Origin of the sequence: Acidocella sp., from assembly GCF_036489515.1 — a bacterium.
Lineage (GTDB): Bacteria > Pseudomonadota > Alphaproteobacteria > Acetobacterales > Acetobacteraceae > Acidocella.
The window spans coordinates 16,670-29,456 of record NZ_DASXFO010000056.1; the positions used below are offsets into that span (position 1 = coordinate 16,670).

Below are 12,787 nucleotides of genomic sequence, written 5' to 3' on the forward strand. Positions count from 1 at the left end.
TTCTCTTCCTCATCTAATGCTGGCGTGATGGCCGCTAAGTTCCTCACCCGCGCTGGGATGGAGCCGGGCGCAGAACGGCACCGCCAGCATGGCGATGCCGCCGACGACGATGAAGGCCAGGGCGTAATCCGACTGTGAGGCCGTCGCCTGGTGCGACAGCTCGGTGGAGATCTCCAGCACCGCCGCGCCGACGACGATGCCGAGCGTGAGCGTGAGTTGCTGAATGGTGGTGTAGAGCGACGTCGCCGCCGACATGCGGGCGCGCGAAATGTCCCCGTAGGCGATGGTGTTGAAGGCGGTGAATTGCAGCGAGCGGAAAAATCCGCCGACCAGCAGGATCACGTCCAGCAGCAGCGACGGCCAGTTCGCCTGGAACGCGGCGCAGGCGATCATGAAGCCCGAGGCCACAACGCCGTTGATGATGAGCACCGTGCGGAAGCCATAACGGCGCAGCAGCGGCTGGGCGGCGGGTTTCATGGCCAACGCGCCGGCGGCCGAGGCGAAGGTGACGAGTCCGCTCTGCAAGGGCGAATAGCCGAAGCTGAGCTGCAGCATCAGCGGCAGCAGAAACGGCACGGCGCCGACGGCGATGCGGAACAGGCTGCCGGCGATCACGGAGCTGGTGAAGGTGGGAATACGCAGCAGCGTCAAATCGAGAATCGGGTGCGCGGCCCGGCGCGCATGCAGCACATAGAGGATCAGGGCGAGCGCGCCCGCGACGAGGCTGGCGAGGGTCCAGCCCAAAGGCACGAGGTGCCGGCCCAGCGTCTCGAACCCGGCCATCAGCGCGGCCATGGCAAAGCCGGTGAGGAGCAGGCCCGTGAGATCGAGCCGGCCGCCGCGATCATCCTCACGCACATCGGTGATGAACAGGCTGACCGCGATGACGCCCAGCACGCCGATCGGCACGTTGATGTCGAACACCCAGCGCCAGGAGAGATAAGTAACAATGAAGCCGCCGAGCGGCGGCCCCAGGATCGGGCCGATGAGCGCCGGCATGGTGAGCCAGGACATCGCCGCGATCATCTGCGCCCGCGAGACCGAGCGCAGCAGCACCAGCCGTCCGACCGGGAGCATCATGGCGCCGCCGATCCCCTGCAGGATGCGCGCCAGCACCAAAGTGAGCAGGCTGGGGGCAATGCCGCACAGCACCGAGCCCAGGGTGAAGACGATGATGGCGGCGCGGAACACTTTGCGCGCGCCGAAATGGTCCGCCACCCAGCCGCTGGCGGGGATGAACACCGACAGGCTGATGAGGTACGAGGTGAGCGCCACGCTCATATGCAGAGGGTCGGCGTGGAAGCTGCGCGCCATGGCCGGGAGCGCCGTGGCGATGATCGTCGAGTCGAGATTCTGCATGAACAAGGCCGTCGCGACGATGACCGCAATGAGCCGCATCCGGCCCGTGGAAATCTCCGGCTCGGCGTCTCTGTGGGCAAGCTCCAGAGCGACTGCTTTGTCCATGCTTATTCCCGGCGGCGTCCCGCGGCCTCCAGTTTTTGCAGATAGTCAGGCCAACGGACACTGAACTCCTGGCCCAGGGCGTAGAGATAATCCCAGGTGAAGATGCCGGTATCGTGCCCGTCGCTGAACACCAGCCGCACCGCGTAATTGCCGGTCGGCACGATGCCGGTAATGCCGACATTTTTTTTGCCGAAGACCAGCACCCCCTCGCCCGGCCCATGCCCCTGCACCTCGGCGCTGGGGCTTTGCGTGCGCAGATATTCCGCCGTCAGCCCGAAGACCGCGCCGTCGGTGAAGCTGACCTCCAGCAGGTTTTCAGCCCGGCGCAGCTTGATGTCGGTGGGAGTGCTCACGATTCGAGACGGCGCGCCTCATCCGCGAGCATGATCGGGATGCCGTTGCGGATCGGGTACGCCAGGCCTGCTTTCGGGCTGATCAGCTCGTTATGGGCACGGTCATAGGTGAGCGGGCCGCGGGTGAGCGGGCAGACCAGTATTTCCAGAAGGCGCGGGTCGAGCGGGACGCTCGGCTCCGGAATGTCTTGTTCGGTGTTCATCTCAGCTTGCTTTCGGTTCGTCGTCTTCGTCATGCCCATCGTCGAAGGCATTGATTTCCAGGAGGGTCAGCAGCGCGCGGGCCCGGTCGGCTTCGTCCTTGGCTTCCAGCAAAGCCTGTTTTTCCTCCGGTGCGAAGGGGCAGGCCATGCACAGCGAGACGATGAGGGCCGCATCGGGCATGGCGGCGATCGCCTCCCAATTGGCATCCACCCCGGCATTGGCGAAATAGCGGCGCAACGCCTTGAGCAGCTCATCCCGCGCGAACGGCAAAGAAGCAGCGCCCGACTCATGCAGATCCGCCGCATAGCCGGCCAGCGCCGCCCGCACCCGGCGATAGCCGCGCACGGGCTCGATTTCCTCGATGATGGTGAAACGGATCAACCCGCTCAGGGTGATCAGGAAGCGCCCGTCATCGGTCTCGCTGAACGAAGAGATGCGGCCGAGGCAGCCGGTGCGGAACAGGCCGGGGCCGGTATCGCCCCGCGCCAGGCGCTTGTCCGGCTGCACCATCCCGAACATCCGGCCGGCGCCGAGGGCATCCTGCACCAGCGCCAGATAGCGCGGCTCGAACACGTTCAACGGCAGCCGGCCACCGGGCAGCAGAAGCGCGCCGTTCAACGGAAAGACCGGGAAGTCCTCGGGCAGGTCGGCGAGCTGGGGGTGGAAACCGCGCATCGCGTCAGCGGAACAGCAGGGCCGAAAGCTTGCGGCGGGCCGCCATCGTCGCCTCGTCGTCAAAGCCCCAGGCCTCGAAGAATTTCAGCAGCTGCAGCCGCGCGCCATCGTCGTTCCAGGCGCGGTTGCGGCGCACGATCTCCAGCAACGCCTCGGCGGCCTCCTCACGGGCGCCGGACGCGTTGAGCGCGGTGGCCAGCTCATAGCGGGCCTGGAAGTCGTCGGGATCGGCGGCGAGGCGCGATTCGAGCCCCGACCGCGCCGCCTGCGCCTTGCGGCCCTCGGCCACCAAGGCCAGGGCCGATTTGGCGCCGGCGATCTCCGCATGCTCGGCGAGCGCAGCGGGCACTTCCGCCAGCACCTCCTCCGCCTGCTCCTCATCACCCAGGGCGATGAGGGCGCGGGCCAGGCCGCCCCAGGCTTCCGCCTTCTCGCGGTCCTGCTGCACGGCAGCGGCGAAGCACTGCGCGGCCGCTTCGGCCTGGCCCTGCTCCAGCAGCGCCTTGCCCTCGGCGATAAGGTCTGCGCCCGGCGCACTGGAGCCTGCATGTTTCAGCAAGGCTTCGATGAAGCGCTTCACCTCGCTCTCCGGCAGCGCGCCCGAGAAGGTGTCGGCCAGCTGGCCCTGCCAGAAGGCGACCACGGTCGGGACCGACTGCATCGGCAGGCCCATGCGCGTGAGCTGAGCGACCAGCTCGCGATTCTGGTCGATGTCGATTTTCACCAGCTTCACCCGCCCGCCCTGGGCACGGACGACTTTCTCCAGAGTCGGCGTGAGGGTTTTGCAGGGACCGCACCAGGTGGCCCAAAAATCCACCAGCACCGGAAGCTCGCGGGAGGCCTCGACCACCTCGGCCATGAAATTCGCCTGGGTGCCGTCGATGATCACGCCGGCGTCGCCGGCCGGAATCGGGTCGTTCATGGAGCTAAGGAGACTGTTCATCTGCGCTGATCCGTTTGAGTTTCCGTCAATATATAGAACAACGTGACCGCCCCTCACACCCCGTGACAGCGGGGGACTTGCAATCTCTTTCGGGCTTGGGTAAAGACCCGCTCACGCTTTGCGGGCGTAGCTCAGGGGTAGAGCACAACCTTGCCAAGGTTGGGGTCGAGGGTTCGAATCCCTTCGCCCGCTCCAGCGAACTTTCGGTTTTCATACCGGTTCCTGGTCGTATCAAAATCATTACATTTTCTGTTTCCTGAACGCAGTTAAGCGAAGGGAAGACTACTTTTTGTGAACAAAAAGTAGCAAAAAAACTTTGCTACTTTGGGCCATGGGCGTTGTCCCCGACACAGCCCATGCCCCAGCATAACAGAAGTTTTTGCGCCGCTTTTTTCAAAAAGCGGCTACTTTCTTCTGCGCTGCAGCGCGGATCGCCGAGAGCGAGCGTGCCGGCGTCAGCGCCTCCGGGTCGACCAGGCAATGCAGAATCGCCGGTTTGTTCGCGGCCACGGCCCTCTCAAAGGCGGGCCAGAATTCCGCGGTGCTTTCCACCCGCTCGCCATGCCCGCCAAAGGCTTGGGCATAAGCGCAAAAATCCGGGTTTTTCAGCGCCGTGCCAACCACCCGTTCGGGGTAGTCGCGCTCCTGATGCATGCGAATCGTGCCGTACATGCCGTTATCAACGACGATCACGATCAGCTTCAGGCCGTATTGCACGGCGGTCGCGAATTCCTGGCCGTTCATCAGGAAGCAGCCGTCGCCAGCGAACGCCACGGCCGGGCGGGACGGATCGAGGCGCAGCGCGCCGATGGCGGCGGGCACGCCATAGCCCATCGAGCCGGAGGTGGGCGCGACCAGGCTGCCGAAGGCGCGGAAGCGGTAGAAGCGATTGATCCAGGTGGCGTAATTGCCGGCACCGTTGGTGATGATGGCGTCATCGGGGAGGATTTTGCTCAAGCCGGCGACCACCTCGCCGAGATTGAACGCCCCCGGCAGTTCAGTCGGCTGGCCGCTCCAGGCGAGATACGCCTCGTGCAGCCGGGCGACATGCCCGGCGCGCCCCGGCGCCGTGCGCGGCCCCCTGCCCTGCATCGCCGCCACAAAGGCACGGGGCGACACATTTAACGCGAGGTCAGCCTGATAAACACGGCCAAGTTCCTCGGCGCCGGGATGGATGTGCACGAGTCGCGGCGCTGGGCGGGGAATGTCGAGCAGCGTGTAGCCCTGGCTGGCGGCCTCCGAGAGCCTGGTGCCGAGCAGGATGATCAAGTCACTGTCGCGCGCCGCGGCGACCAAGGCCGGATTCGCGCCGACGCCAATATCCCCCGCGTAGTTTTGCGCCGTCACCGCAAACAGGGATTGCCGGCGGAAGGAGACGCTGACGGGCAGTTCGTAATGCTCGGTGAAATCGGCGAGCTGGCGCACCGCCTCCGCATCCCATCGGCTACCGCCGGCGATGACCAGCGGGCGGCGCGCCTGGGCCAGCATGTCATCGAGGGCGTCGAGATCCGCCGCCGCCGGGACCGCGTCGTGGATCCGCACCGGTGCGGCGTCGGCGCACTGCGCGGTCTCGCGCAGCATGTCCTCCGGCAAAGCGACCACCACCGGGCCCGGCCGGCCGCTCATGGCGACGTGGAAAGCGCGGGCGACGAGTTCGGAAAGGCGCGCGGCCTCGTCGATCTCCGTCACCCATTTGGCGATGCTGCCGAACACGGCGCGATAGTCGAGCTCCTGGAACGCCTCGCGCCCGCGCATCGTGCGCCCCACATGGCCGACGAACAGGATCATCGGGGTGGAATCCTGGGCGGCGATGTGCACACCGGGGCTGGCATTGGTGGCGCCCGGCCCGCGCGTAACGAAGCAGATGCCCGGACGCCCGGTGAGCTTGCCCTGCGCCTCCGCCATCATCGCCGCACCGCCTTCCTGGCGGCATACCGTCAGCTCCAGCGCGGAATCATGCAGCGCATCCAGCGCCGCCAGATAGCTCTCGCCCGGCACGCAAAACACGTGCTTCACACCCTGGATTTCCAGCTGGTCGATGAGGATTTTCCCGCCGGTCCGCGCGCGCTGCTCCATGGTTCCCTCTTGTCTAAGAAAGTGGCCGCTTTTTAAAAAAAGCGGCGCAAAAATTTTTGTTATGCTGGGCCATGGGCGCTGTCGCCGACACAGCCTCAGGCCCAGCATTAATAAAGTTTTTTTGCTACTTTTTGTTCACAAAAAGTAGCCTTCCTTTCGCCCTACCGCCCCTTAGCGCGGCGCCAAGCCGAAAAATCCTCCAACGACTGCGGATCGGTGGCGGGATAGAGGCCGAGAATCGAGCGGCCGCCGCGCACCGTCTCGGTGACGAAATCTTCGTAAGCAGTCATTTCCGTCGCCTCGTCGGCCAGTTCGTCCGCCAGCTCGGCTGGCAACACGATGACACCATCGGCATCGCCGACGATCACGTCACCGGGAAAAACCGGGGCGTCGCCGCAGCCGATCGGGCCGTTGAGCTCGACCGCCTGATGCAGCGTGAGATTGGTCGGCGCGCTCGGGCGCACGTGAAAAGCGGGGAAATCCATCGCGGCGATTTCGGCGGAATCACGAAAACCGCCATCCGTGACGATGCCGGCAGCCCCGCGCATCATCAGCCGCGTGACCAGAATGCCGCCGGCCGACGCGGCGCGGGCATTCTTGCGGCTGTCGATCATCAGCACCGCGCCCGGCGGGCATTCCTCGATCGCCCGGCGCTGCATATGGCCGCGGTCACGAAACACGGTGATGGGGTTCAGATCCTCGCGCGCCGGCATGTAGCGCAGCGTGTAAGCCTCGCCGACCATGCTCTGCGTCAGCGGACCGAGCGGCCCGACCTCCTGGATGAATTGCTGGCGCAGGCCCCGCTTGTACAACGCGGTCGCCAAAGTGGGCGTGCTGACGCGCCGTAATTTTTCCCGTGTCTCTTCCTTCAAGGCCATCGAACGCTCCTGTTTTTTAGTAAAGCGGCCGCTTTTTAAAAAAAGCGGCGCAAAAATTTTTGTTACGCTGGGCCATGGGTGGTGTCGCCGACACAGCCTCAGACCCAAACTAACAAAGTTTTTTTGCTACTTTTTGTTCACAAAAAGTAGCCTTCCCTAATGTATCTCCGGCTCGCCGACCGGCGCGCCGAAGGCGGTTGTGAGAAAATCGAAGTCGCAGCCTTCATGCGCCTGGGCGATGTGCTGCGAGAACATCCAGCCATAACCCCGCTCATAGCGTCGCGGCGGCGGCGTCCAGGCGGCCCGGCGGCGCGCGAGTTCGGCTTCCGGCACGTCCATGTTGATGGTCCGCGCTTCGACATCGATGCTGATCAAATCGCCGGTGCGCAGCAAGGCCAGCGGCCCGCCGACATGGCTTTCCGGCGCCACGTGCAGCACGCAGGCGCCGTAGCTGGTGCCGGACATGCGCGCATCGGAGAGGCGCAGCATGTCGCGATGCCCCTCTTTGAGCAGTTTTTTCGGCATCGGCAGCATGCCCCATTCCGGCATGCCCGGCCCGCCTTGCGGCCCGGCATTGCGCAGCACCAGGACGTGATCGGCGGTGACGTCGAGTGCCTCGTCATCAATCGCTGCTTTCATCTCGGCATAGCTGTCGAACACCAGAGCCGGACCTGTATGACGCAGAAAGCGCGGGTCGCAGGCACTGGGTTTGATGACGCAGCCATCGGGCGCGAGGTTGCCCTTAAGCACCGCCAGCGCGCCTTCGCGGTAGACCGGAGTCTCGACCGGCCGGATCACGTCGTCATTGTAAACGGCGGCACCTTCCAGTTCCTCCCCCAAAGTGCGGCCGGAGACGGTGAGCGCGTCGAGGTGCAAATGGTCCCGGATGTTATGCATCAGCCCGCGCAGGCCGCCTGCGTAAAAGAAATCTTCCATGAGATAGGTGCTGCCGCTGGGGCGGATATTGCCGATCACCGGCACGATGCGGCTGTATCTTTCGAAATCATCCAGGCCGATCGGCACGCCCGCGCGGCGCGCCATGGCGATGAGATGGATGATGGCGTTGGTGGAGCAGCCCATGGCCATGGCCACGGCGATACCATTCTCGAAGGCCTTGCGCCCCTGGATGCGGCTTGGGAGCAGATCCTCCCAGACCATCTCGACGATGCGCCGGCCGCAGGAAGAGGCCATGCGGATATGGTTGGCATCCGCCGCCGGGATGGAAGAGGCGCCGGAGAGGCTCATCCCCACCGCCTCGGCGATCGCCGTCATGGTGCTGGCCGTGCCCATGGTCATGCAGGTGCCGTAGGAGCGGGCGATGCCGCCCTCGACGCCGAGCCAGTCTTTTTCGGTGATCGTGCCGGCGCGCAGCTCATCCCAGTATTTCCATGAATCCGAGCCGGAGCCGAGCACCTTGCCCTGCCAGTTGCCGCGCAGCATCGGCCCCGCCGGCAGGAAGATGGCGGGAATGTTCGCGCTGGTGGCGCCAAGCAGCAGGCCCGGCGTGGTCTTGTCGCAGCCGCCCATCAGCACCACCCCATCGACGGGATGGGCCCGCAGCAACTCCTCGGTCTCCATGGCCAGCATGTTGCGGTAGAGCATGCTGGTGGGCTTGAGATAGCTCTCCGAGAGCGAGAGCGCCGGCAGTTCCACGGGAAAGCCGCCGGCCATGAGCACGCCGCGCTTCACATCCGCCACGCGCTGCTTGAAATGCGCGTGGCAGGGCTGCAGGTCGGACCAGGTGTTGAGAATGGCGATCACCGGCTTGCCGGTCCATTCCTCCGGCGCGTAGCCCATCTGCATGGCCCGTGAACGATGCCCGAAGGAGCGCAGATCGGCCGGGCCGAACCAGCGCGCGCTGCGCAATTCTGCTGCGGTTTTACGCGGATGTTTGCTCTCGTTCATGTCTGTCGCGTTCCTGCCCGCTCATCCGCCTATGCCAGGCGGCTTTTGTGAGTGACATTTAATCACCTCGCCTGTGCGCGTCCAACCCATAAACCGCATCATTTAATATAAAAAACGCAACATTGTCCGCATTCGCCCAGCGCCCCGGCTGTGCCGCCGGGTCAGCCCGATCCGGCTTCGCGGTCTCAGGTGGACTTGTTGTGATTTTTCGAATTTACATGAAGGCCCATGGCCGCATGACGCGGCGTTGGCCCTATCAACCCCGAAAGGGAACCATAAAAATGTTTTCCGATCTTCCGCCGCGTTATCCCGACCCCGCGATCGAGGTTCTGGACCCGAGTTTCCTGAAATACCGCCTGTTCAATGCGAGCGTCGAGCGTCTCGCCACCGGCACGCGCTGGGGCGAAGGGCCGGTCTGGTTTGGCGACGGGCGTTATCTGCTGTGGAGCGACATTCCCAACAACCGCATCATGCGCTGGAACGAAACCACCGGCCAGGCGAGCGTGTTCCGCGCCCCCTCCAACAACGCCAACGGCAACACGCGCGACCGCCAGGGGCGGCTGATCACCTGCGAGCACGGCAGCCGCCGTGTCACCCGCACGGAATACGATGGCAGCATCACCGTGCTGATGGATCACTGGCAGGGCAAGCGGCTGAACTCGCCCAACGACGTGGTGGTGAAATCCGATGGCAGCATCTGGTTCACCGACCCGCCCTTCGGGCTGGGCAGCGAATATGAAGGCACGATCGCCGAGTCCGAAGTGCCCGCCTGCGTCTATCGGATCGACCCGCAAAGCGGTGCGGCGAGCATCGTCGCCGATGACGTCGCCGGGCCGAACGGGCTGTGCTTTTCCCCCGATGAAAACCTGCTCTACGTGGTGGAATCGCGCGGCGATCCGACCCGGAAAATCCGCGCCTTCGACGTGCGCAACGGCGCGACGCTGGCGAACAACCGGATCTTCGTCGATGCCGGGCCGGGTACGCCGGATGGCATGCGCTGCGACATTCACGGCAATATCTGGGCCGGATGGGGCATGGGCACGCCCGAGCTCGATGGCGTGATGGTGTTCAATCCGGCTGGTGTCGCCATCGGCCGTATCGCCTTGCCGGAACGCAGCGCCAACGTCTGCTTCGGCGGCGCCAAGCGCAACCGGCTTTTCATGGCCGCGGGCCATGCTCTCTACGCGCTTTATGTGAATACCCAGGGCGCGGTTTAAGAAAGCGGCCGCTTTTTGAAAAAAGCGGCGCAAAAACTTTTGCTCCGCTGGGCCATGGGCGTTGTCAGCGACAATGCCCATGGCCCAGATTAATAAAGTTTTTTTGCTACTTTTTGTTCACAAAAAGTAGCCTCCTCTTCTTTCTAACGGGTCTGAAACTCCTGCGCCAAAGCCTCGGCGCTACGGACGAGAAGCGCGACATCGACCCCGACCGCGGTGAACACGGTTCCCACTTCGATACAGCGCCGCGCGAAGACCTTGTCGTTGGTGAGAATCCCCGCCGGCTTGCCGCAGGCACGGACCCGGCGGATGGTGTCCTCGATGGTCTTCTTCACCACCGGGTGCGCCTGGTTTCCGGGATAGCCGAGGCTCGCGGAGAGATCGGACGGGCCGATGAAAATGCCGTCAACGCCATCGACCTTCGCGATTTCCTCGAGCTGATCGAGCGCAGCTTGCGTTTCCACCTGCACGATGAGGCAGAGTTCTTGTGCCGCCGTCTGAGAATAATTTTCGACCCGGCCGAAACGGCTGGCCCGCGTCATGCCCGCGACCCCGCGAACGCCCTCCGGCGGATAGCGCATGGCCAGCACCGCGGCCTGTGCTTCCTCCGCAGACTGGACATAGGGAATGAACAGTGTCTGCGCACCAACATCGAGAAGTTGCTTGATCTGCGCGGTATCGTTAATCGTCGCGCGGACCGCGGGAGAGACCGCGTACGGGGCAGCCGCCTGCAATTGCGACATCACCGTGGTGACGCTGCTGGGGGTGTGCTCGGTGTCAAGCAGCAGCCAGTCAAAGCCCGTGGGCGCGACCATTTCCGCGGTGTAGGCGCTCGGCAACGAGCACCACAGCCCGATCTGCTGCCGCCCCGCCGCGATCGCGTGCTTGAAATGATTTTTGGGCAGCGGCAGCACCGACCCGGCCAGCGCCGGGGTCATTTTTTGTTCTTGTTCCAACGACATGTTCCCTCCTTGCTAAACATGAACTCGAGCCGCCAAGCGCGGCGCGCCTCACCTCAACACGCCGCGCCTCGCCAGGTTGCGCATCAACTGACCCGTGCCAAAATCCCAAGCCGGACACTCATCAGAATAGCGCATGCGATTCACCAACGCGCCGAGTTGCGGCGTAGCCACCGTCACGATGTCACCGATCTTATGAGTAAATCCCTTGCCGGGCGCGCCACGGTCTTCCACCGGCGCGAACAAGGTTCCGAGAAACAACACCGCGCCATCCGGGTATTGGTGATGCCGGCCGATCATCTGCCCGACCAGATCCGCGGGATCACGGCTGATCAGCGCGAGGTTCGAAAACCCTTCCATGCGAAATTCGTCCTCGCCTTCGACCACCAGCGTCACTTCCATGTGCCGCACATCGTCAAGCGAAAAATACTCATCGAACAGGCGGATGAACGGCCCGATCGCACAGCTGGCGTTATTGTCCTTCGCTTTCGACAGCAGCAGCGCCGAGCGGCCTTCGACATCGCGCAGATTGACGTCGTTGCCCAAAGTGGCGCCGACGATTTTGCCGGCGGAAGACACCACGACCACAACCTCCGGCTCCGGATTGTTCCAGCTCGACATGCGGTGCAGCCCGGCATCGGCGCCGGTGCCGACCGCCGCCATCGGCTGCGCCTTGGAGAAAATTTCCGCATCCGGCCCGATGCCCACTTCCAGATACTGGCTCCAGGCGCCGCGTTCGATCAGATGCGCCTTCAGGCGCTGCGCCTCGGGCGAACCCGGTTTGAGCTTATGCAGCTCATTACCGACGATCGCGGTGATCTCCGCGCGGATCGAGGCAGCCGCATCCTGATTGCCGCGCGCCCGTTCCTCGATCACCCGCTCGAGCATCGAGATGGCGAACGTGACACCTGCGGCCTTGATCGCCTGCAAATCGACCGGTGCGATGAACCAGGGCTTGGCAACATCCCGCTGCGCTGACGACGTGTTATGTAAAATATCCGCAATCGTGCCGCACAGCTCGCCGGGCGCTGCAGCGAGGGCCAAAGTCGGGTTGGCCTCCTCGCAAACATCGCGCACGGTCGGAAAGGCTTTTGTCACATCCCAGACCTGACCGTCGCGCAATGCCACAACCGCCGGCCCCCCTACCACGGGAAGCCAGACCCGCCCCAACAGGGTCGCGCGTTCATGGTCTGTTGGCAGTGTCGTACGGCTCTCGAGGGTGATTCCGGTCGTCATCTTGCGGTTTTCTCCGGCTGTCGGCATGGCGTTTCGCGGCAATCCACTGACAGATTTTTTAGATATTTCTCTCGTGGACCCGTCCCATGACGATCAAAGCACCAAAACCGCGCCTAGAAAAGACGAACACGGCGGTTTTTTCCCGCGCCGTGTTTCAGATGCAAGAAAGCGGCCGCTTTTTGAAAAAAGCGGCGCAAAAATTTTTGTTACACTGGGCTATGGGCGTTGTCACAGACCACGCCCATAGCCCAAATTAATAAAGTTTTTTTGCTTCTTTTTGTTCACAAAAAGAAGCCCTTCCTTCCCCCCTGAGCTAACTCGGTTGCGTCTGGCTCAGCCGGCAATCCGCCGCGGCGGCAGGTCCGGTATAGGATGTCCAGTTTTGCGTTTGGCCGAAAATCGGCAGGCCGACATAACCACGCAGCTTCAACTGGTGATCCGCCCCGATGGTCATCTGCGCATGATAAGCAGAACCGTCACGCGGATCGACGATCGTCCCGCGCCAAATCACCCGGCCGTCATCTTGGCGTTCCGGTGCGGCGCGAATAATCGTCAGATTGCACTGGCTCGCGCCGGCCCAATCCCTCGGCACCGGATCGGTCGGCGCCAACACCATCCCCACGATCTGGCCGCACACATCCACACCACAAGGGGCGATCTGAATCACCGCGTCATGGCTGGACGTCATCCAGCGGCCCGTGGGTGTTTCGCTCGACATCTTCCAACTCGTATCGGCCGCGGGAGGTGCAGCGTTGGCCGACGCCAGCGGCACGAACGATACGAAACAGAAGAGCAGAGCCAACCAGCCCATGCGTTTCACTTCAACAAACTCCTCTCCGGTTTATCATTGCACTTACATGAGCTTTTCTTCGTCTGT

At 63.6% G+C, this 12,787-nt stretch carries 13 protein-coding genes and 1 tRNA gene; 3 read left to right on the top strand and 11 right to left on the bottom strand.

The annotated features are described in order from the left end of the window. Positions 1 to 9 precede the first annotated feature (9 nt). Genes VGG47_RS08600 through VGG47_RS08620 form a run of 5 tightly spaced genes read right to left on the bottom strand, consistent with a single transcriptional unit; the run spans position 10 to position 3,639 of the window. Positions 10 to 1,464: a DHA2 family efflux MFS transporter permease subunit gene (locus tag VGG47_RS08600; protein WP_331537483.1), complete on the bottom strand. Its 1,455-nt coding sequence runs from the start codon at positions 1,462 to 1,464 to the stop codon at positions 10 to 12. A gap of 2 nt (positions 1,465 to 1,466) precedes the next feature. Continuing rightward, on the bottom strand, positions 1,467 to 1,817 hold the full coding sequence (locus VGG47_RS08605; RefSeq protein WP_331537485.1) for a DUF971 domain-containing protein: 351 nt from the start codon (positions 1,815 to 1,817) through the stop codon (positions 1,467 to 1,469). Then, positions 1,814 to 2,020, bottom strand: coding sequence for a Trm112 family protein (locus VGG47_RS08610; protein ID WP_331537487.1), 207 nt, complete (start codon positions 2,018 to 2,020; stop codon positions 1,814 to 1,816). The genes VGG47_RS08605 and VGG47_RS08610 overlap by 4 nt, the downstream gene beginning before the upstream one ends. Before the next feature lies 1 nt (position 2,021). Then, positions 2,022 to 2,696, bottom strand: a complete 675-nt coding sequence (locus tag VGG47_RS08615) for an LON peptidase substrate-binding domain-containing protein (RefSeq protein ID WP_331537489.1) — start codon at positions 2,694 to 2,696, stop codon at positions 2,022 to 2,024. A gap of 4 nt (positions 2,697 to 2,700) precedes the next feature. Next, a complete protein-coding gene (locus VGG47_RS08620; RefSeq protein WP_331537491.1) occupies positions 2,701 to 3,639 on the bottom strand; it encodes a co-chaperone YbbN in 939 nt (312 codons plus the stop codon). 120 nt (positions 3,640 to 3,759) lie between these two features. Here VGG47_RS08620 and VGG47_RS08625 point away from each other — a divergent pair. Continuing rightward, positions 3,760 to 3,834: transfer RNA gene (locus VGG47_RS08625), tRNA-Gly, on the top strand. A gap of 198 nt (positions 3,835 to 4,032) precedes the next feature. On the opposite strand, the gene VGG47_RS08630 is transcribed toward VGG47_RS08625, so the two are convergent. The 3 genes from VGG47_RS08630 to araD form a co-directional block, all read right to left on the bottom strand. Then, entirely contained in the window at positions 4,033 to 5,715 is a 1,683-nt protein-coding gene (locus VGG47_RS08630) for a thiamine pyrophosphate-binding protein (protein ID WP_331537493.1), read from the bottom strand. Between the two features lie 161 nt (positions 5,716 to 5,876). Next, positions 5,877 to 6,593: a ribonuclease activity regulator RraA gene (locus VGG47_RS08635; RefSeq protein WP_331537495.1), complete on the bottom strand. Its 717-nt coding sequence runs from the start codon at positions 6,591 to 6,593 to the stop codon at positions 5,877 to 5,879. Between the two features lie 156 nt (positions 6,594 to 6,749). Further along, positions 6,750 to 8,498: an L-arabinonate dehydratase gene (gene araD / locus VGG47_RS08640; RefSeq protein WP_331537497.1), complete on the bottom strand. Its 1,749-nt coding sequence runs from the start codon at positions 8,496 to 8,498 to the stop codon at positions 6,750 to 6,752. Positions 8,499 to 8,779: 281 nt separating this feature from the next. Here araD and VGG47_RS08645 point away from each other — a divergent pair, with 281 nt between their 5' ends. Continuing rightward, positions 8,780 to 9,715, top strand: coding sequence for an SMP-30/gluconolactonase/LRE family protein (locus VGG47_RS08645; protein WP_331537498.1), 936 nt, complete (start codon positions 8,780 to 8,782; stop codon positions 9,713 to 9,715). A 143-nt stretch (positions 9,716 to 9,858) separates the two neighbouring features. Here VGG47_RS08645 and VGG47_RS08650 read toward each other — a convergent pair whose 3' ends face one another. Both VGG47_RS08650 and VGG47_RS08655 read right to left on the bottom strand, forming a co-directional pair. Next, a complete protein-coding gene (locus VGG47_RS08650) occupies positions 9,859 to 10,677 on the bottom strand; it encodes an aldolase/citrate lyase family protein (protein WP_331537499.1) in 819 nt (272 codons plus the stop codon). A 48-nt stretch (positions 10,678 to 10,725) separates the two neighbouring features. Then, entirely contained in the window at positions 10,726 to 11,910 is a 1,185-nt protein-coding gene (locus VGG47_RS08655; protein WP_331537501.1) for a fumarylacetoacetate hydrolase family protein, read from the bottom strand. On the opposite strand from VGG47_RS08655, the gene VGG47_RS08660 reads away from it, so the two are divergent. Further along, entirely contained in the window at positions 11,894 to 12,157 is a 264-nt protein-coding gene (locus VGG47_RS08660) for a hypothetical protein (RefSeq protein ID WP_331537503.1), read from the top strand. The two genes, VGG47_RS08655 and VGG47_RS08660, sit on opposite strands and share 17 nt — an antisense overlap. Positions 12,158 to 12,223: 66 nt before the next feature. Here the strand turns inward: VGG47_RS08660 and VGG47_RS08665 are convergent, their stop codons facing one another. Continuing rightward, positions 12,224 to 12,721, bottom strand: a complete 498-nt coding sequence (locus tag VGG47_RS08665; RefSeq protein WP_331537505.1) for a DUF2147 domain-containing protein — start codon at positions 12,719 to 12,721, stop codon at positions 12,224 to 12,226. Positions 12,722 to 12,787 lie beyond the last annotated feature (66 nt).